Origin of the sequence: Streptomyces sp. SAI-127, from assembly GCF_029894425.1 — a bacterium.
In the GTDB taxonomy this organism is placed as follows: Bacteria; Actinomycetota; Actinomycetes; order Streptomycetales; family Streptomycetaceae; genus Streptomyces.
Genome location: NZ_JARXYJ010000001.1, coordinates 7,109,955 through 7,130,184, shown reverse-complemented (window position 1 = coordinate 7,130,184; position 20,230 = coordinate 7,109,955). Strand labels below are relative to the sequence as shown.

The following is a 20,230-nucleotide window of genomic DNA, read 5'->3' as shown; positions in this document are numbered from 1 at the left end:
GGCCCCACGGTCTGTGCTCTCGGGAGGACCTTCCATGACCGCCAGTCTGGAGCAGCTGCGCCGCTGCCACTTCGCCGTGGACCTGGGTGCGGCGAGGACGCGGGTGTACGTGAAGGGGGCCGGGCTCGTCGTCGACCAGCCGTCGGCCGCCGCCGTGAACACCCGTACCGGCGCGCTGATCGCGGTCGGTGAGTTCGCCGAGAAGATGACCGGCCGCACCCCCGACTACATCCGTGTCGTACGGCCCGTCTCCGGCGGCACCGTCGTCGACATCGAGATGGCCCAGCGCATGCTGCGCCATCTGCTCGGCGACAAGATCCGCCGCAATCTGCGCCGCAAGCCCCGCCTGCGGGCCGCCGCCTGCACCCCGCACGACGCCGACCCGCTGGCCCGGCGCGCGGCGATCGAGACCCTCGTGGGACTGGGGGCGCGGCGCGTGGAGCTCGTGGACACCCTCATCGCCGCCGCCGTCGGCTGCGGACTGCCCGTCGAGCGCCCCGAGGCCACCATGATCATGGTGTGCGGGGCCGCCGCCACCCAGGTCGCGGTGCTCTCGCTCGGGTCGATCGTGACCGCCGAACGCGTCCCGGTCGGCGGCGAGGCCGTCGACCACGCGATCGTGCAGCACCTGCGTCACGAGCACGAGCTGATGCTGCCCAGCCAGTCCGTACGACCGCTGCAGCTCGCCCTCTCCGGCAACGGCCTCACCCCGCAGGGCCCCGCCTCCACCGAGATCCACGGCCGGGACGTCGCCACCGGTCTCGCGCGTTCCGTGCAGGTCGACACGGCCGCCGTACGGGACGCGATCGAGACCCCGCTGACCGCCGTCCTGGACGGTATCGGCCGGGTGCTGCGCAACTGCCCGCCCGACCTGGTGGCCGACCTCGCCGACCGCGGGATCATGATGGTCGGCGGTTCCGCCCTGCTCCCCGGGCTCGACCAGATGTTGCGGCAGGCAACCGGAATGCCGGTGCACATCGCCGAGCGGCCCGACGTCTGCGCCGTACAGGGACTGGGGTACATGCTGGAGGGCCGGATCGAGCCGCTGTCGCTGGACCCGCTGGCCACCTGAGGCACGGCACACGCCACGGCGCTCTTCACGCGCCCCCGTGAGACCCCGTCAGGCCATCTCGGGCACCAGCGCCGTGCCCTCGGGACGGAACCGCTCCAGCCGCCGCGGCGGCACGATGCTCGGCAGCAGCATCTCCCACATCAGGGTGGTCTCCTCGGTCAGGTCGGCCCGCCCGCTGAGGACCTGGGAGCTCAGCTGCATCCCGGTCCAGGAGCCGACGATCAGCCGGGCCACCCGCCCGGGGTCGAGGTCCGCCTTGACGTCCCCGCGCTGCTGCGCCTGGACCAGGCACTCCCGGAAGAGCTCGATCCACCGGGTGTACGGCTCGCTGACGATGCCCGTCTTGGAGCTCTGGTCGATGACCAGGCGGATGCCGGCCCGCACCCGGACGTCCGCCACCAGCAGCCGGGCCATGGTGTGCACGATGTCGATGACGGTCTGCACCCCGGGCTTGCCCGCGTCCGTGACCGACTCCAGGGCGGAGAACTGCTCGTCGACGAGGGCCTGGGCGAGCTCCTCCTTCGACCCGAAGTGGAAGTAGAGCGCGCCCTTCGTCACCCCGGCCTCCTTGACGATGTCCCCGAGAGACGTCCCGTGGTACCCCTCGGCGTCGAAGGCGCGGGCCGCCCCGTCGAGGATGGCCGACCGGGTGACCTCCGCGCGTTCCTGCCTGACCATGCGTCCAACCCCTGCCTGTGTCGCGACGAGCTCTCGGGATCAGTGTGCCTTCCCGACCCGTAAAAAAACCAACCGACTGGTACTTTTATCGACGGACCAGGGAACCGCCCTGGAAACGTGGGGAGTTGGCATGGCGGACAGGATCCGGGTGGGAGTCGTGGGCGCGCACGCCGAGCGGGGATGGGGTCGCAACATCCATCTCCCGGCACTCAGGGCGCTAAACGACTTTCAGGTCACGGCAGTTGCCGGTACGACCGCCGCGTCGGCGCGGGCCGCCGCCGGGGTGTGGGGCGCGGAGAAGTCGTACGACGACGCCCGGGCGCTGATGTCCGACCCGGACGTCGACCTGGTCACCGTCGCGGTCCAACTCCCCTCCCGGGACGGCCTGGTGGAGGCGGCGATCGCCGCGGGCCGGCATGTGTACAGCGAGTGGCCGCTGGCCCCGGACGCGGCGACCGCCGAGCGCTTCGAGTCGGCGGCGCTGGCGGCGGGCGTACGGCACGCGGTGGGGCTGCAGAGCCGGCACCACCCCGAAGTACGACTGCTGCGGGAGGTGTTGGCGCAGGGGCTGATCGGGGAGGTGCTCTCGGCGTCCCTGCTGTACTCGCTCGCGACACCCGAGGTGTGGTCCACGCGGTACGCGGCGCTGTTCGACGAGACGAAGGGCGTCAACCATCTCGCCGTGGTGGGCGGTCACTCGCTGGACATGTTCCAGTACGCCGTCGGGGAGTTCACCGAGATCTCGGCGACCCTGGCGACCCGGATCGACCGGATCACGATGGAGGAGACCGGCGAGCCGATCGAGGTGACCTCCCCGGACCAGATCGTGCTGGCCGGTCTGCTGGAGTCGGGCGCGGCGGCCTCGGCGCACTTCATGACGGGCGGCCCCCGCGGCGACGGTTTCCGGATCGAGGTGCACGGGCGGACGGGCCGACTGGTCCTGGTGTCGTCGGACGACTCGCTGGTGGGCCCCCGCTTCACCCTGACCCACACCCCGGCCAACGGCTCCCCCGCCCGGCAGCTCACCGTCCCCGACGCACACCGCCCGCTGCTCGGCACCCCGTCCCCGGTCAGCAATGTCGCCCAGGTCTACACGGACCTGGCCCGGGCGATCCGCACGGGAGACGACTTCGGCCCGGACTTCACCACCGCCGTGCGGGTGCACCGGCTGCTGGACGCGGTCAGGTCCTCGGCGGGGAGCGGCCGCCGGGTGCGGCTGAACCGAGTGGCCGGGCCGAGGGGACGTCACCCGACGAGCCCGGTGTGAGCAGGTGCGCCCCTGTGTGCTCCCCGCCGACGGCGTTACGGTGGAGTTCCGACGGCTGTGGGAGGCTCTCTCGTGACGAGCGGAACCGCGACGACCCGACAGGCCGGAACCGATTCCACCGCGACCGCACCGGCTCACACCTCCGTCACCCGGATCGGCGTGACGGGGCACCGCTCCATCCCGGGCGCCGTCCTGCCGGGTGTGCGTGCGGAGATGCGCAGGCACCTCAGCGGCGGCGCCCTGGAGGCCTTCACCTGTCTCGCGGCCGGCGCCGACCAGCTGTTCGCGGACATCGCCCTGGCGGGCGGTGTCCCGGTGACGGCGGTGATCCCGGGCATGGACTACGAGGCCCACCTCGACGACGACGCGGCGCGCGCCGGGTACCGCAGGATCCTGCGCGCCTGCGCGAACCGCGTCGATCTGCCGCCCGAGCCGACGCACGAGGAGGCGTACTTCGCGGCGGGCCGCTGGATCGTCGACCACTGCGACCGCCTGATCGCCGTGTGGGACGGCCGCCCGGCCCGGGGGCTGGGGGGCACCGGCGATGTGGTCGCCTACGCGCGGAGGACTGGGGTGCCGGTGACCGTGCTGTGGGAGCCGGACGTGCGCCGCGCGCCATGACGCCCGGCTCATGACGCGCCGTCAGCCACCGAACCTGCCGAGCCAGTCCGAGTGCTGCGGCGACACCAGCCGCTCCGCCTCCGCCACCGCCAGGGCCCACCGGTCCTCGGTCACGGTCGTGCTCATCTCGACCCGCAGGGTCTCCAGATCCTGCTCGACGAGCGAGTGGGCGTAGGTCAGCGGCCGGTGCCGGCGCACCTCCTGCCAGGCGACCCCGGCCGCCGCGGCCGCGCTGAGCACCCCGGTCAGGTCCCAGGCGCCGAGCATCCCGGCCGCCCTGAACACGGCCGCCAGCAGCGCCAGGAGGGTCAGTACGGCGGTCACTGAGGACCACTGCATGGAGGCGCGGTGGGCCTGGGCGGCACGCCGCCGGTACCAGGCGTGCTGCTCGAGTAATCGCTCACGCAGGTAGATGTCCCGCCGCACCGAGAAGGCCTTCGCCCGTACCTGACGCATCGCCGGGGTGATCTGGCCCTCGCCGCGAGCGTGGACCCCGTTCCTGGAGTCCTCCCAGCCCACCTTGCGCATCTCTCTGAGGCGTTCCTCGACCCGTTCCGCGAACAGCGCGTCCGCGTTGGCCACCTGGGAGTGGAAGATCCCGCCGTGCACCATGTACTGCCACGCCAGGGACTTCAGCAGCTCGGCCACGGCACGGTGGGCCTGCCAGCGTGCGCGGGCACGACGGCGTGTGGTGCGCAGTCCGATGCCGATGGTCAGGGCGTACAGCAGCGCGGCGAGGAACGCCGGGACATGGCTGTCCAGGCGTTCGGCCAGCATGGCCGAGGTGGTCGCCGCGAGCAGGACGAGCAATTGGGCGCGGACGGCGCGGAACGATTCACTCTGATGGGTGATCGCGAGTTGATCGTTAACGCGGAAGAGCGGGGGGAGGTCGTGTTCACTCCATGTCGTGCCAGGACCCGGAATTGCGGCGCTCATGAACCACCCCCGACGGCATGCTCACCTGGACCATCGAGTATGGGCGTGTACGCGCCGTCAAGCCATGCTCCGGGCCGGGTCTCCTGAGGTATCGTCCGCCTAAACCCGGGCTGTCTCTGCCTCATGGATCGCGAAGCGACACCGGACCCTCTGGTCCCCTTGGGCCGGGGGCAGACCGGTGCCCTCGAGAGGAGACATCAGCACACATGAACGCACAAACCACCACGGAGCGCGGACCGGTCTCCGGTCCCACGTCCCGTCGACTCACCCCGCTCGGGACGATCGTCCCCAGCGAGTCGGCCAGGACCGAGGCCGCTCGGGTTCTGGACGTCCCGGAAAGGCGTCCCGCCAAGCCCATCACGTTCGACAGTGCACTGTAAATCGCGCTGTCCGGCACTCGCTTGACAGAAGTGGGCTGTAAGTCAGCCTCGTTGGGCTTGCGCAGCCCACTTCTGAGTCAACCTCACCGGTACACCGCTCCCCCGTCAACCCCTCTGGTTCACCTGGGAGTTGTCTCGAACCGGGGCGTCAGGGGTGGCCGTAGGTACTAATCTGTGGTAAATGACCGACCCCGCAGCGGACACCCCGCTCCAGCAGCTCGTTTTCAAGGTGCACAGCCGCTGCGATCTGGCGTGCGACCACTGTTACGTCTACGAGCACGCCGACCGGAGCTGGAAAGCGCGGCCGGTCGTCATCCAGAAGGAGACGGTCACTCAGACGGCCCAGCGGCTCGCCGAATACGCCGGAACCGTCGGACTGGAATCCGTCTCCGTCATCCTGCACGGCGGTGAACCCCTTCTCGCGGGCCCGGCCCGACTGCGCGAGATCTGCTCAGAACTCAACACCGCACTCACCGATGTCACCACGCTGGACCTCCGTATTCACACCAACGGAATTCAGCTGAGCAGACGCCATCTGGACGTGTTCGCGGAATTCGGCGTCCGGGTGAGCCTGAGCCTGGACGGCGACAGGCTCGCCAACGACCGGCACCGGCTCGACCGTCGCGGCAGGAGCAGTTACGACCGGGTCCTGCGCGCCGTCGACCTGTTGCAGACACCGCCGTACCGTCACCTCTTCGGCGGACTGCTGTGCACCGTCGACGTCCGCAACGACCCGGTCGCCGTCCATGACGCACTGACCGCGCTCGATCCGCCGCGCATCGACTACCTCCTGCCGCACTCCACCTGGGACACACCGCCCCCACGCGGCGACTCCGGCTCACCAACCCCGTACGCCGACTGGCTGTTGACCATCTTCGACCGCTGGACCGAGCAGGGCCGCAAGGTGCCCGTGCGGACCTTCGACTCGGTGCTCAGCACCCTGCGCGGCGGCCCCAGCCTGACCGAGGCCATGGGGCTCGCCCCGTCCGACCTCGCGGTCGTGGAGACCGACGGCACCTTCGAGCAGGCGGACTCGCTGAAGACCGCCTACGACGGCGCCCCCGCCACGGGGTACGACGTCTTCCGGAACGACTTCGCGGAACTCGCCCGGCATCCCGGGGTGCGGGCCCGCCAGACGGGCCTCGCGGGAGTGTCCGAGACCTGCCGTCGCTGTCCCGTGGTGGAGTCCTGCGGCGGTGGCCTCTACGCCCACCGCTACAGCTCCGAGAGCGGCTTCGACAATCCCTCCGTGTTCTGCGCGGACCTGCGGGCCCTGGTCGACGGCATCGCCGACCGGATCACCGAACGCGCCCTCTTCCCCGGCGTCCACGACCCGGACGAGCTGTCCTTCGCCCTGCTCAAACAGGACCGGGAACGGCTGGCCGCCGCCAACGAACGGCTCGCCGGGCGCCCGGACTGGGACGAGACCTGGCACGCCCTGCTGCGACTGGACGCGGACGACGACGGAGCCACCCACCTCAACCGACTGCTGACCCACCCCTATGTACGGTCCTCACTGCGCCGCTCGGGCCAGTCCGGCACCACCACGACCGCCCGCTGCGCGTCCGTCGCGGTCGCCGCGGCCGTTCACGCCCAGGCCCCCCTGCGGCTCTCCTGGGAGCAGCCGTCCCGCGAGCTGCACCTTCCGACGCTGGGCACCATGACACTGCCCGCCCCCGGGCGCGTGGAGGCGACCGTCACCGGCCGCACGGTGAGCGTGCGTCTCGCCGACGGCAGCTCACTGGCGACGGACACCGGTCCCGGCCCGTGGTGGCGGCCGCTGACGACGCTGGAGATGTCCGACGGCAAGGGCACACCGCCGCTGCTCATCGACGACGCCGACCCCTGGCGTGCCGTCTACGCGGCCGAGGTGTCCGCCCCCCTGGCTCCGGACGCCCTGGCCGCGTTCAGGGACCGTCTTCGTACCGCGCTGTCGTCCGGGCCGCGTCCTCCGCTGCTCCTCGCCGTCGTCACCCCGCTCCAGGCCGGGACGGGCATCCGCGGCGACGAGCACGGGCTGGGCGCGCTGGGTGTCGCGGTCGACGCCGAACCCGCCGTACTGGCAAGGGAATTACCTCGTCACCTGCGCCGGGCCCGGCTGGCCGCGCTGCGCGAGGCGGCGCATCTGCACGTGCCGGGAAGCACGGCCGGCGAGTTGTTCACCGAGGCGTCCGACGCCCTGGGGGACGCCGAACACGCGGGGCCCTCGAGTGCTGCGGCGGCCTCGGCGCTGGCCCGCACGGAACGGGCCCTGACCCGGCTTGACGGACTGCCCGCGCGGGAGCTCACCGAGAGCGGCGCCGCCCTCCTGGAGGAACTGCGCGCGGAGTGGCAGCGACTTGTCTGAGCTGACGCGACTGCGCCTGCTGCTGGGCGAGTTGGGCATCCGACCCGGCGGTGTCCTCATGGTGCACACCTCGCTGAGCGGCACCGGGCTGCCCCCCACCCTGGTCCGGGACGCGCTGCTGGCCGCCCTCGGGCCCGACGGGACCCTCGTGGTGCCGGCCTTCACCCCGGAGAACTCGGACACCTCCCGCGCCCACCGGGCCCGCGTCGCCCACCTGAGCGCGGAGGAGGCCGCCGCGTACCGGGCGCGGAAGATGCTCCCCTTCGACCCGGACACCACGCCCTGTCCGTCGATGGGCGCGCTCGCCGAGTGCGTGCGCACCACGAGGGGAGCCGTGCGCAGCGCGCATCCGCAGACCTCGCTGGCCGGAATCGGGGCGCGGGCCGCCGAGTTGCTGTCCGGACACGACCCGCACTGCCACCTCGGTGAGCGATCCCCGCTCGCCCGGCTGTACGCGGCGGACGCCGAAGTGCTGTTGCTGCGCGTCGGGTTCGAGGTGTGCAGCGCCTTCCATCTCGCCGAGTACCGCATGACTCCGGCACCCCCCACACGCGAGTACCGGTGCGTGGTCGGAGCGCCGGGCAACTGGTACCCGTACGAGGATGTCGCCCTGGACGACCGGGACTTCGCGGAGATGGGCGCCCGGCTGCCGGGCAAGCTCCTCACCCGGGGACAGTGGGCCGGAAAGACGGTCACGCTCTTCGGTATGAGGGCCGTCGTGGACGACGTACGCGATCAACTGTCCAGATATCGCCTCCGAAATGACCTGAATTAAGTGAACCGCCCAGGCCCTTGGTCAGGCACATTGTTCTTCCGGTCACAGGTGGCTCCGGCTACGGGGTCATCGACGCGCAGGGGGGCGTGTTGGACACACCTGACGGAGAGTGGGGGCAGGCCTCGGCCGAGGGGCAGCCCTATTTCTTCCTCAGCTACGCCCACACCCCGCCGTGGGGTTCGGGTGGCGGCGACCCCGATCACTGGGTGCACCAGCTCTACCGGGACCTGTGCAACCACATCATGGCGCTGACCGACCTGCCCGCCGGCGCCGAAGTCGGCTTCATAGACCGGGAGATGGGCTCCGGCGTGGGGTGGCCGAGGAAGCTCAGCGAGAACCTGGCCCGCTGCCGGGTCTTCGTACCGCTGCTGTCACCGCGCTACTTCACCAGCGAGATGTGCGGCCGTGAACTGTTCGCGTTCAACGAGCGCATCCTGCACGCCCGGGCCGCCGGCGGACGCGAGGTGTCGGCCATCGTCCCGGCCCTGTGGACGCGCGTCGACTTCCACCAACTGCCGGACTCCATACGCCACATACACCTCGATCGCACGACCTTCGGCGACCGTTACGCGACCAACGGCTTCTACGGGCTCATCAAACTCAGCAGGCTGCGCGACGAGTACGAGGAGACCGTCCTCACCCTCGCCCAGCGGATCGTCCAGGTGGCCGAGGAGTCGCCGCTGCCGCCGGGCCGGCTGCGCGACTACGAGTCGACACCGAGTGCGTTCCGGCCGCGCGGCGAGGAACCGCGGCACATCCATCTGACGGTGGCCGCACCCACCCGCGACAGCGTCCCCGAGGACCGCGACCCGCGCCCCTACGGCGAGGACGCGCTGGACTGGAACCCCTACCACTCCGAGTCGACGCGCCCGCTGCCCGCCCTGGCGGAGGAGCTGATCCGCTCGCTGGACTACCGGCCCACGGTCTCCTCCTTCGACGACGAGGACACCGACGGCCCCCTCTCCCCCGGCACCGGCGAGGAGAGCGGCAAGACCGGCCGGCCGCGCATCCTGCTCGTCGACCGGTGGACGCTGACCGACGAGGAACGGCGGCGCAGACTGAAGGCGTTCGACGCCCAGGCCCAGCCGTGGGTGAGCGCGGTCGTCCCCTGGAACCGGGCCGACCTGCAGTGTCACGGCGACGAGGGACAGCGCCTGACCATGGAGTTCGAGCGCACGCTCCCGCTGCTGCTGGAGCGCGGCAGACGCACCGACTGCCGTACCGCGGTCAACGGCGTCCCCACGCTCAAGGCGTTCACCGACGTGCTGCCCGCCGTCGTGGCGCACACCACCCGGCAGTACCTCAAACACGCGGAGGCCCATCCGCCGCCGGGACCGCACGTGCCCAGGCCCCGTCTGCTGGGCCCCATCCAGCCGCCGTACCCGGAAGGCGGACCCGACCACGGAGGAGAAGCATGACGGGCCCGCGCGACGGACGTGTCATCACTTTCTATTCGTACAAGGGCGGTACGGGCCGCACCATGGCCCTGGCCAACACCGCCTGGATCCTCGCGGCCAACGGCAAACGCGTGCTCGCGGTCGACTGGGACCTGGAGGCGCCGGGCCTGCACCGCTTCTTCCACCCGTTCCTGGACCCCAAGGCGCTGTCCGCGACCCCGGGGGTCATCAACATCATCCAGGACTACGCCTGGGCCGCGACCACGGGCACCCAGCGCCCCGACGACTGGCACCTGGCCTACGCCCAGGTCGAGCAGCACGCCGTGTCCATCCGGCCCGAGCGCTTCGACCTGCACTTCCCCGAGGGCGGCTCCCTCGACTTCCTCTCCGCGGGCCGCCAGGACCGGGCCTACTCGGCGGCGGTCACCTCGTTCGAGTGGGACAACTTCTACGAGCGCCTCGGCGGCGGCACCTTCCTCAGGGCGCTCAGGGCCAGCATGAAGAAGACGTACGACTACGTCCTGATCGACAGCCGCACCGGTCTCTCGGACAACGCCGACATCTGCACCATGGAGATGCCCGACGTTCTGGTGGACTGCTTCACCCTCAGCGACCAGGCGCTGGAGGGAGCGGCGGTGGTCGCCCGCAGTGTCGAGGAGGGCTACCGGCCGCGCCGGATACGGGTCCTGCCGGTGCCGATGCGCATCGACGAGGGCGAGAAGGAGAAGGTCGACGCCGGTCGCGCGCTGGCCCGGATGCGGTTCGAGGGACTGCCCAAGGGGGCGGACGGCCGGCCGCTGAGCCAGGAGGAGCTCAGCGCCTACTGGGGCAACGTCGAGATCCCCTACCGCCCGTACTACGCCTACGAGGAGACCCTCGCCACCGTCGGCGACGAGAGCGGCATCGCCAACTCGCTGCTGTCCGCCTTCGAGCGGCTCACGGCCGTCATCTCCGACCGCGAGGTCACCTCGCTGCCGCAGATCCCCGAACCGGTCCGGCTGCGCTGCCGGGACGCCTACCTCAGGCGCCGGCCGCTGACCAGCGTGGCCGATGTCGTGGTCGCGTACGCGGCGGAGAAGCGGATGTGGGCCGACTGGGTCGAGTACCTCCTCAAGCGGGCCGGCTGCGAGGTCACGCTGCACGAGATATCCACCGGCCCGGTCGAGCCGGCGGAGACGACCGCCCACACCGTGGTGCTGCTGTCGAAGACCTTCCAGGAGTCCCGGTACGCCGACTCCGTCTGGCGTGCCCTCGGCGAGCGGACCCCGGACGGCGCCCGCAGCTCGGTGGTGCCGCTGCGGGTCGAGGAGGTCCCGCTCCCGGAGCCGTGCACCGACCTGCACCGGCTCGACGAGACGGAGTGTGTGGCCGCGCTCCAGCGCGCGCTGGAACTCCCGCTGCAGCCGGCCGAGAGCAGCCCCTCGGCCCCCCGCTTCCCCGGCATCACCCCCGGTATCTGGAACGCGCCCCAGCGCAACACCACCTTCACCGGCCGGGCCCCGATCATGGACCGGATCCGCACGCAGCTGGGCGACCTGTCCGGCCCGCCGCAGCCGCAGGCACTGTTCGGACTGGGCGGCGTGGGCAAGACCCAGCTCGCCATCGAGTACGTGCACCGCTTCATGGCCGACTACGACCTGGTCTGGTGGATGTCCGCCGAACACATCGACGACGTGGTCGCCTCGCTGGCCGAACTCGCCCCGCTGATAGGCGCGACGAGCCCCGAGGACGACATGACGAAGGCCAGCCAGGAAGCCGTGCAGCGGCTGTCCCGCGGGCTGCCGACCAAGCGCTGGATCCTGGTCTTCGACAACGCCGGCGATCCCGCGGAGCTGGCCCGCTACTTCCCCACCGGGGACGGTGGGCACATCCTCGTCACCTCCCGCAACCAGGCCTGGTCCCAGCACGGGGCGTCCCAGCAGATCGACGTCTTCGAGCGCAAGGAAAGCATCGAGCACCTGACCCGGCGCCGCGAGGACGGCCTGACGGCCGAGGACGCCGACCGGGTGGCGGAGGCCCTCGGCGACCTGCCGCTGGCGGTCGAGCAGGCGGCGGCCTGGCTGGCCGAGACCGCCACCCCGATAGAGGACTATCTGCGACAGCTGGCCCGGCAGACCACCGAGGTGCTGGACCTCAACCAGCCGCCCGACTACCCGCGGACGGTCGCGGCCACCTGGAACGTGTCGATCGAACAGCTGGAGAAGCGGTCACCCGCGGCGGTGCGGCTGCTGCAGCTGTGCGCCTTCCTCGCTCCCGAGCCGATCTCCCAGCAACTGCTCTACAGCAAGGAGATGATCACTGCGCTCAAGCCGTACGACCCCTCGCTCCAGGAGAGCCTGCTGCTCGGCCGGGTCATCCGGGAGATCGGCCGGTTCGCGCTCGCCAAGGTCGACCAGAAGACCAACAGCCTCCAGGTGCACCGGCTGGTGCAGGCGGTGATCCGCGCCCAGATGCCCGAGGAGAAGCAGCAGGAGGCCCGGCACGTCGTGCATACCGTCCTGGCGGGCGCCCGGCCCGACGGCGACGAACCCATCGACGACCCGGCCACGTGGCCCCGCTTCGCCGTCATCTGGCCGCACCTGTCCGCTTCCGACGCCCGCAACTGCCGTGAGGCCGACACCCGTCGACTGCTCATCGACCGGGTCCGCTACCAGTGGAAACGCGGTGACTTCCTGGCCGCGAGGCGCCTCGCGGAGGACCTGCTCCAGCACTGGATGCCGGTGCTCGGGGAGGACGACGTCTACTACCTCTACCTGCGTTTCCACCTCGCCAACGTGCTGCGGTCGCAGGGGCGTTACGTGGAGGCCCGGGAGATCGGCGAGGACCTGCTCGAACGCCAGCGCCGGGAACTGGGCGAACAGCACCCGCACACGTACGCCACCATGTCCGCGCTCTCCAGCGACCTGGCGGCCCTGGGCGAGTACACGAAGGCGGTCGACCTGGCCAAGAGGGCGCACGACGGCTTCAGCGAGATCTTCCACGAGTCGCACCGGCGCACCCTCAGCGCGGCCAACAACCTCGCTCTCGCCCTGCGGATGGTGGGCAACTACGGCCAGGCACGCGGCATCGACCAGGACACGCTCGACCGGCGTACGGCCGTCCTCGGCCCCGACCATCCCTACACGCTGGCCTCGGCCGAGCGGCTCGGCCGTGACCTCAGGGAGGTCGGGCGGTACGCGGAGTCGGTGTCCATCCTGTCGCGGGCGTACGCGGCCCACAAACGGATCCTGAGCAGGGAGTTCCCCGGCACCCTGCGCTGCGCCAAGTCCCTGGCGGTGTCGCTGCGCCGCAACGGGCAGCTGGAGGACGCCCGTCGGCTGACCGAGGCGACCCGCAAGCAGTACAAGGACCAGTACTCGGCCGCGACGCCCGACTCGCTGGCCTGCGACCTGAACCTGGCGGCGGACCTGTTCGCTGCCGACGAACGGGACAGGGCCCGCGAGGTGGCCCAGGAGGTGCTCGCCGAGTACATGAAGGTGCCGGGCGAGGCGCATCCGTACACCCAGGCGGCCCTGAACAACCTGGGGATCTTCCACTGGGGCTGCCGGGACCTGGACGAGGCGGAGGCGGTGTTCCTCAAGGTGCTGCCCCGCATGGCGGAGGTGCTGGGCGAGCACCATCCGCACGCCGTGTTCAGCAGCGTGAACTACGCCAACGTCCTCTACGACCAGGGCCGCTTCGAGGAGGCGCGGGAACGGGACGAGGCGGCGCTGCCGGTGCTGCGCGAGGCCCTCGGCGGCCACCACCCCGAGACGCTCGCCGTGGTCACCAACCTGGGGCTCGCCCTGCGGGCCCTGGGCCGTGACGCCGAGGCCCGCGCCCTGCGGGACGACGCGCTGGCGGAACTGCGCCTGCTGCTCGGGGAGGACAACGGCATCACCCTGCTGGCGAGCCGTGAGCGGCGCATCTACCGGGACCTGGAGCCACTGTCCGTGTGACCCCGCGCGGGCCGGCGCCGCCGAGTGAGACGGCGCCGTCCGTCGTACGTCAGCGCGTCCACCCGCCTGCCCGAGCGCCCGTCCACCCCTGCCTCCGCCAACCCGTCCACCCGCCCACGCGTCCACCCACCCGCGCGAGCGCCCGTCCACCCCTGCCTCCGCCAACCCGTCCACCCGCCCACGCGTCCACCCACCCGCGCGAGCGCCCGTCCACCCCTGCCTCCGCCAACCCGTCCGCCCGCCTGCCCTAGCGCCCGTCCGCCTCTGCCTCCGCCAAACCCGGCCGTCCGCCCACGCCTCGGCCCCCGCTCGTCCGCGCGCCCACCAGCCCACCCATGCGCTCGTGCGTCCGCGCCTCCGATCATCCCCTCGCCCGCCGGCCCGCCGGCCCGGCCGTCCGCCCACGCCTCCACCAGCCCGTCCGCCCACCCCGCGCGGATGCGCGTCAGTGCGTCCGCGTTTCGGCCAGCAGCCAGTCCAGCACGGCGGGCAGGGCGCGCAGTGCGGCGAAGTGTGCCGACGTGGGTTCCAGGACGGCCGTGGCACGCGGGATGCGGTCGGCGAGCCAGGAGGCGTGCGAGGCCGGGGAGAAGACGTCGTCCTTGCCGTGCCACAGCAGCACCGGCACCTTGATCCGCGCCGGGTCGAAGCCCCAGGACGCGGTGAGGGCCAGGGCGTCGTCGATCCAGCCGTACGGCGAAGTGCGCAGCGCCTCACGGTAGTTGCGCAGCAGCATCGAGCGGATGGTGTTGTCCGAGACGATCAGCCTGTCGTCGGCGGTGAGTTCCTCGCGCAGTTCCTCCAGCAGGCGCGCGGGATCACTGCGGATGGCGGCGGAGCGCGGGATGATCCCGGCGGCGAAACGCTCGGGGTCGGTGGCGGCCGTGCTCAGGGCGGCGACGTTGGACGGCGCCATCCCCGCATACCAGTCCAGGCCCTCCGCGTCGCGCGGTGCCCAGCCCACCAACGCCGCCGCCCTGGTCACCCGGTCCGGCAGCAGCGCGGCGCAGGCCAGGGCGTGCGGGGCTCCGGCGGAGCGGCCGGCCACCGCGAACCGGTCGAGTTCGAGGGCGTCGGCCACATCGGCCACATCCTGGGCCACGTCCGCCACCCGGCGGCGCGGCATGCGGTCCGAACCGCCGTACCCCGGCCGGTCGTAGCTGATGAGGCGCGCGCCGCGCTGGTGGAGGAAGAACGAGCGGGGTTTCGGCCCCACCCGGCTGCCGGGCATGCCGTGCAGGAGGAACACGGGGCGTCCGTGCGGATCCCCCGAGACCTCCACCCGTAACCGTCGTCCGTCCGCCGTACGCACATGGTCGGGCACCGCCGCGCTCCCCCCACCCGAGGCCTTGACCGGGCCACGCTGCCCGAACCTTGCCCACGCGGGGGTACGGCGAAACGAATTCGCAGGTCAAACGGGACCGGGGCGGGGTGGACCGGCGCAGTTCGGCCACCGGGACGAGGACTCGCCGTGACCGGCGGCCGTGGCGCGCGGGTCGCGGCATCTCAGAGGGCGAACCAGCAGCGGACCGTCGAGCCCTCCGGCCCGGCGTGCACCCGCACGAGACCGGCGACGAGGTTGACGATCTCGCCATGACCGGCGGCCGCGCGCGGATCACGGCCTCTCAGAAAGCGAACCAGCAGCGGACGGTGGAGCCCTCCGGCCCGGCGTGCACCCGCACGAGACCGGCGACGAGGTTGACGATCTCGCCATGACCGGCCGCCCTGGCGCTCGGGGCGCCGCCTCTCAGAGAGCGAACCAGCAGCGGACGGTGGAGCCCTCCGGCCCGGTGTGCACCCGCACGAGGTCGGCGACGAGGTTGACGATGAGGAGGCCGCGGCCGCCGTGCTGGCCCCGTGAGGGCGGTCGGCGGCCGGCCAGCAGGTCGGTGAGGTGTCCCCGGTCGCGGACCTCGCAGACCACGTGCCCGTCCTCGGCCCATACCCGCAGCAGGCCCGAACCGCCGCCGTGCACCACGCTGTTGGTGGTCAGCTCGGCGACGGCCAGCGCCAGGTCGTCGAGCCGTGGCCGCACGAGCCCGAACCGCGCGGCCGCGTCGGTGGCGAAGTGCCGGATCTCGCCGAGCACATCGGCGACGAAGGCGTGGGCCGGCACGTCCGGGGCCGGCGGCAGGGGTGCGTTGTAGCGGGCGTGCACGGCCTCGAAGTCGTAGCGTGCGCTCTCCTCCTCGCGCCCGGAGCCGGCGTCGACGACCACGGGGTGGGTGGCGTAGGCGTCGGCGACGGCCTGCCGGTCGAGGCGCCGGGTGTCGTACGGGCACAGGATGGTGACCGGGCGGCCCTGGAAGGCCGCGTTGATCAGGGCCTCGTGCTGGACGCAGGCCGGGTACTCGGTGGCCGTGCGCCCGGCCCAGATCGGCTCGCCGACGATCCGCACCCGGGTACCCGGCGGCTGGGCGTCGGCGAAGGCGCGCAGCACCCCAGGGATGATCCGGCCGGGGTTGCGCCCGGCCTCGCGCATGTCGAGGAACCGTACGGCCTCCCCGGCGCCGATCTCCGCCTTCAGCAGCCGCAGGTTCTCGGTGGGCACGGCCACGGCCACCGGTTCCCCGGCGGCGAGCGCCTTGCGTACGAACGGCACCACACCGGCGAGGTAGTCCCGCTCGTCGCGGTAGAAGAGCGCGGGATGCACGAACGGACCCGCGGTCTCGGCCACGGCGTTCACGGCGTCGTCACCGCGCTCCCGCCTGCCGGAAGGCGGCGCCTGGGCGCCTTGGACCATGTGTCCACACCTGCTCTCCACTCTGCCGACCGGGCTGTCTCCCCTTCGATACGTCTCCCCGACAGAAACGTCTCTGCGCCACTACCTGGACGAGACCGCGTTTACCCCCGGGAGGCGCCTGTCACTCCCCCCATGAGCCGGATGTACTCCCCGGATGAGCCGGATGTACTCCCCGGATGAGCCGGGTGTACTGCCCGACACGCCGGGCAGGCGCATTCCAGCACCGCCGGGCCCTGCGCGGCCACACCCTCGGACCGGGCCGGGAGTCGGCGGCGATCGGTGACTCAACGTCGTGACGACTGTGGGGAGCAGCGAGGCGGACATGAGCTCAGCGACACACACATCGCTCGCAGGGCGACTGAACACTCTGACCATCGACGCCGGCGTGGAGGGGGGCAGGGCCGTGCTCGTCCTCCGCGGCGATCTGATCCACGGCTGTGCGGACACCCTGGCCCAGGCGCTGGCGCGGCTGCCGGACGGCACCGGCCGGGTCGACCTGGACATGACCGGCGTCGCCTTCATGGACACGACGGGACTGCGGTTCCTGGAGGTCCTCGACACCTACGGCCGCCGCCGTCGCGTACGGGTGACGGCGACCGGCTGGAACGACCAGCCGCGCCGCGTCCTGGAGATGGCCGGTCTGGATCCCGACGATCCGCTGCACGGCCCCGGAACCCACCGCGAGCCCGTGCCCTCCGCGGTGGTCCTGGAGCGCGCGGAACAGCTGGACGCGCTGCGCACGGAGGTCGAGCAGCTCCGGCAGGCGATCGTCACCCGCCCGGTCATCGACCAGGCGCGCGGTGTCCTGATGGCCACCCATGCCTGCTCCTCGGACCAGGCATGGAACGTCCTGCGGGAGGCCTCCCAGCTCTCCAACACCAAGCTGCGCAAGGTCGCGGCGGTGGTCACGGCCGGGGCCGGGGGCGCCGGCCCGCTGCCGTCACCGGAGCTGCGGCGGGCGCTGCGGACGGCGATCGACCGTTGTCTGAACTGAGTGCAGGGGGGCGGGTCGTCGAGCCGGCGGTCGGTGCGGACGGGTCGCCGATCAGGTCGTACGACGGCGAGACGGCCGGCGCTGTCCAGGTACGCGCGATTGCCCGGACCGGCGTCAGTACGGCAGCAGCCGTCCCGACGGTGTCCTGCGGTCGATCTCGGGCTGCCGGGTGTCACGGGAGGACGAGGGCCGACGGCTGACGCGAACGCGGATCTGGCGGTTCATGGCGCCCTCCTCGGGCCTGATTTCCTGTTCCCAGACACGGACCAGCCTCGTCCTCGAGACCCGCCCGCACATCGTGCCCACGGAGGCACCTGCCCTGCCTCCCCGGGACGACCGCACCGCCTTCCGCTACTCCCGGGGGAGGACAACTACCCCTGAGAACGCCCGATCAAGCCTTGCCGGACGGGACGCACGGGAACACCCGGCAGCGCACGAGGCGCACACTGGAGGAACGCGACGGGCGGAGCCCGGCTCCCCACGGCCGCGAGGACCTGCCGACGGGGCCCGTTCCGCGGTGGCACAGGCCCCACCGACCGGGCCCGGAGCATCGCGGTCGCGGGGCCGCCACGGACGCCACGGACGCCACGGACGCCACGGACGCCAGGAGGGGTTATGCGCACAGGCACAGCTCCGGACGCGCCCGCGCCCCGAGCGGAACGGCCGCTCGGGGCCCGGCGGTGGCTCGCTGCCGTGCAACTGCTCGGTGCCGTACGACCGCTTCTGCGCCCCCGCCGCCGCCCGGCCCCCGCCCGCCCGTCGCGGCCGGAGCAGTTGCGGGCGCTCGTCGCGGTTCTGGACGAGGCGGTGGCCGCGCAGACGCCGGCCGACGAGGCCGTGGCCGCGTGCGGGGAACCCGGTCCGCCGTCGCGCGGCACGGCACGGGACTGCGGGCAGCAGAGCATCACCCTGCACCGGCTGCGCACCCGGCTTCAGGACCTGGGGACGACCGACCCGGACCTGGTGGCCGCGCAGGCCCGCGCGGGCCGCCTGCTCGCCTACGACCTGTGGATGCTGCGCGCCTCGATGAACCTGGCCTTCACCACCCGCCCCGTCGACCGCACCGAGGCGGCCCGGCTGCGCCTCAACGGCCTGGGCCGCCCCGCGGACGACCTCCGCCGGCTGCGCGACTCCCTGCGCGCGGAACTCCGGAACTCCTAGAGCGTTCGGCAATACCCGGTCAAGAGTTCCCAATGAACGCTTGTGAGCATGTGCGGCGGCGTCGATCATTGGCCGAATTCCGCCTGTACCGCCCATCGGCAGGAGCCCCTGGTGACCGCTGGCCCCATAACCTCAGAGCCTGCGGACGCGCCGCCGGCAGCCCGGTCGGAACGCCAGAAGCTGCGCAAGCACTTCGGCCGCTTCGACATCCTGTTCTTCCTGCTGTGCACCATCGTGGGCGTGGACACGATCGGCACGGTGGCCTCCTCCGGTGCGGAGGCGTTCACCTGGCTCCTCGTGCTGGCCGCCGTGTTCTTCGTCCCCTCGGCCCTGCTGACCGCCGAACTCGGCGCCGCGTTCCCCGACGAGGGCGGCCCCTACATCTGGACCAGCCGCGCCTTCGGCCGCCTGGCCGGCGCGGTCAACAACTTCCTCTACTGGATCACCAATCCGGTCTGGCTCGGCGGCACCCTCTCCGTCTCCGCGGTCACCGCGTACACGACCTTCTTCAACGGCGGCAAGGACCTGAGCACCCCGGCCTTCTACGTCTTCACCCTCGCCTTCGTCTGGATCGGCGTCCTCGCCGCGATCCTCTCCTTCGACGTCGGCAAGTGGATCCCCACCGTCGGCGCGTGGAGCCGCTTCCTCCTGCTCGGCCTGTTCACCGCCACGGTCGTCGTCTACGGCGTCCAGCACGGCCTGCACGGATTCGGCCTCGGCGACTTCTCCCCGACGTACGCGGGCTTCGTCGGCCTGGTGCCCGTCCTGATGTTCAACTACGTCGGCTTCGAACTGCCCAGCACCGCGGGCGACGAGATGACCGACGCCCAGAAGGACGTGCCGTACGCCGTCTTCCGCAGCGCCGCCCTCTCCGTACTCCTCTACGCCCTGCCGATCCTCGGCATCCTGCTCGTGCTGCCCGTCAAGGCCATAACCGGCCTCGGCGGGTTCATCGACGCGATCCGCCAGGTCTTCACGGTCTACGGCGGCCATGTCGCCGGCGACGGCACCGCCACGCTCAGCGGCGCCGGGAGCCTGCTCGGGGACCTGGCCGCGGTCCTGTTCATCCTCACCGTGCTGTCCTCGGGCGTGACCTGGGTGATGGGCTCCGACCGTGCCCTCGCCGTCTCCGGCTACGACGGCGCGGCCCCGCGCTTCCTCGGCGTCATCTCCAGCCGCTTCGGCACCCCGGTCCGCGTCAACGTCCTCAGCGGGCTGGTCTCCACGGCCGTCCTGGTCCTGGCCCACGAACTCACGAACGGCAGCGCGGCGAAGCTCTTCGGCGCCGTCCTTGGCCTGGCCGTCTCCACCACCCTGGTCAGCTACCTGGGCATCTTCCCGGCGCTCGCGGTACTGCGCCGCAAGGCCCCGGACGTCCCGCGCCCCTACAGGGCACCCGCTCCCCTCGCCATCAGCATCGTCCTGACCGTGCTCGTCCTGTTCGCCTGCGTGCAGTTGGTCGCCCCGGGCGCCGGCGACGGGTGGTTCGGCCCGGACTACGCGCCGGACGGCTGGAGCCACCACGAACGCGTCAAGTACCTCCTCACGGAGGCTCTCCCCCTGCTCGGGTTCATGCTCCTCGGCGTCCTGTTCTGGGCACTGGGCGCACCGACGCGCAGGGCGGAGTCCGAGGCGGCCGCCCGCCCCTGAGTTCTCCTCCACGGCCCCGCGGCGCGGCTCGGGGCGGCCCTGCTGCGGGGACGGTAACCGGCGGACGGCCGCAACCGGCTCGCGCTGCGCGTTGCCGTCCTCGACACCCTGCGCGCCACGTTCGACATCATCGGCAGCGTGGGAGTCGCGATCCGCATGATCGTGGGCGCGACGGTGGCGATGGACCGCCTCCCGCAACCGCGCCGCCTGGCCACACCGCTCATCGCTGTGGGCGCGCTCCCTGACCACCTGTGTCGGCCACTTCGTCATA

The 20,230-nt window shown here is 71.9% G+C and carries 15 protein-coding genes; 11 read left to right on the top strand and 4 right to left on the bottom strand.

The annotated features are described in order from the left end of the window. Positions 1–34: 34 nt before the first annotated feature. Entirely contained in the window at positions 35–1,072 is a 1,038-nt protein-coding gene (locus tag M2157_RS32800) for a rod shape-determining protein (RefSeq protein WP_280857403.1), read from the top strand. 48 nt (positions 1,073–1,120) lie between these two features. Here the strand turns inward: M2157_RS32800 and M2157_RS32795 are convergent, their stop codons facing one another. Next, positions 1,121–1,750 (bottom strand): ScbR family autoregulator-binding transcription factor, encoded by a 630-nt coding sequence (locus M2157_RS32795; RefSeq protein ID WP_280857404.1) that lies wholly within the window; start codon positions 1,748–1,750, stop codon positions 1,121–1,123. Between the two features lie 130 nt (positions 1,751–1,880). Between M2157_RS32795 and M2157_RS32790 the strand changes: the two genes are divergently transcribed. Together M2157_RS32790 and M2157_RS32785 are read left to right on the top strand one after the other, a co-directional pair. Beyond that, positions 1,881–3,017: a Gfo/Idh/MocA family oxidoreductase gene (locus M2157_RS32790; RefSeq protein ID WP_280867005.1), complete on the top strand. Its 1,137-nt coding sequence runs from the start codon at positions 1,881–1,883 to the stop codon at positions 3,015–3,017. A 153-nt stretch (positions 3,018–3,170) separates the two neighbouring features. Next, positions 3,171–3,638 carry a hypothetical protein gene (locus tag M2157_RS32785; RefSeq protein WP_280859001.1) on the top strand — a complete coding sequence of 156 codons (468 nt, stop codon included), beginning with the start codon at positions 3,171–3,173 and terminating at the stop codon, positions 3,636–3,638. Positions 3,639–3,659: 21 nt separating this feature from the next. Here the strand turns inward: M2157_RS32785 and M2157_RS32780 are convergent, their stop codons facing one another. After that, on the bottom strand, positions 3,660–4,574 hold the full coding sequence (locus M2157_RS32780; protein WP_280857406.1) for a DUF4231 domain-containing protein: 915 nt from the start codon (positions 4,572–4,574) through the stop codon (positions 3,660–3,662). 206 nt (positions 4,575–4,780) lie between these two features. On the opposite strand from M2157_RS32780, the gene M2157_RS32775 reads away from it, so the two are divergent. The 5 genes from M2157_RS32775 (at position 4,781) to fxsT (ending at position 13,411) form a co-directional block, all read left to right on the top strand. Continuing rightward, positions 4,781–4,954 carry a hypothetical protein gene (locus tag M2157_RS32775; protein WP_158013118.1) on the top strand — a complete coding sequence of 58 codons (174 nt, stop codon included), beginning with the start codon at positions 4,781–4,783 and terminating at the stop codon, positions 4,952–4,954. 181 nt (positions 4,955–5,135) lie between these two features. Then, positions 5,136–7,301 (top strand): radical SAM/SPASM protein FxsB, inactivated metallohydrolase extension form, encoded by a 2,166-nt coding sequence (gene fxsB / locus M2157_RS32770; protein WP_280867004.1) that lies wholly within the window; start codon positions 5,136–5,138, stop codon positions 7,299–7,301. After that, a complete protein-coding gene (locus M2157_RS32765) occupies positions 7,294–8,076 on the top strand; it encodes an AAC(3) family N-acetyltransferase (RefSeq protein ID WP_280867003.1) in 783 nt (260 codons plus the stop codon). Before fxsB ends, M2157_RS32765 begins: the two co-directional genes overlap by 8 nt. Before the next feature lie 89 nt (positions 8,077–8,165). Beyond that, positions 8,166–9,494 (top strand): TIR-like protein FxsC, encoded by a 1,329-nt coding sequence (locus M2157_RS32760; protein WP_280857409.1) that lies wholly within the window; start codon positions 8,166–8,168, stop codon positions 9,492–9,494. Beyond that, positions 9,491–13,411 carry an FxSxx-COOH system tetratricopeptide repeat protein gene (gene fxsT / locus M2157_RS32755; protein WP_280867002.1) on the top strand — a complete coding sequence of 1,307 codons (3,921 nt, stop codon included), beginning with the start codon at positions 9,491–9,493 and terminating at the stop codon, positions 13,409–13,411. The genes M2157_RS32760 and fxsT overlap by 4 nt, the downstream gene beginning before the upstream one ends. A gap of 445 nt (positions 13,412–13,856) precedes the next feature. On the opposite strand, the gene M2157_RS32750 is transcribed toward fxsT, so the two are convergent. Beyond that, on the bottom strand, positions 13,857–14,735 hold the full coding sequence (locus M2157_RS32750) for an alpha/beta hydrolase (protein WP_280857411.1): 879 nt from the start codon (positions 14,733–14,735) through the stop codon (positions 13,857–13,859). 423 nt (positions 14,736–15,158) lie between these two features. Continuing rightward, on the bottom strand, positions 15,159–16,088 hold the full coding sequence (locus M2157_RS32745; RefSeq protein ID WP_280868310.1) for an anti-sigma factor RsbA family regulatory protein: 930 nt from the start codon (positions 16,086–16,088) through the stop codon (positions 15,159–15,161). 388 nt (positions 16,089–16,476) lie between these two features. On the opposite strand from M2157_RS32745, the gene M2157_RS32740 reads away from it, so the two are divergent. The 3 genes from M2157_RS32740 to M2157_RS32730 all read left to right on the top strand — a co-directional run bounded on the left by M2157_RS32740 (position 16,477) and on the right by M2157_RS32730 (position 19,959). Then, positions 16,477–17,148: an ANTAR domain-containing protein gene (locus M2157_RS32740; protein WP_280867001.1), complete on the top strand. Its 672-nt coding sequence runs from the start codon at positions 16,477–16,479 to the stop codon at positions 17,146–17,148. A gap of 615 nt (positions 17,149–17,763) precedes the next feature. Then, positions 17,764–18,309: a hypothetical protein gene (locus tag M2157_RS32735; RefSeq protein WP_280867000.1), complete on the top strand. Its 546-nt coding sequence runs from the start codon at positions 17,764–17,766 to the stop codon at positions 18,307–18,309. A 111-nt stretch (positions 18,310–18,420) separates the two neighbouring features. Then, positions 18,421–19,959 carry an APC family permease gene (locus M2157_RS32730; RefSeq protein ID WP_280866999.1) on the top strand — a complete coding sequence of 513 codons (1,539 nt, stop codon included), beginning with the start codon at positions 18,421–18,423 and terminating at the stop codon, positions 19,957–19,959. The last annotated feature ends 271 nt before the right edge of the window (positions 19,960–20,230 follow it).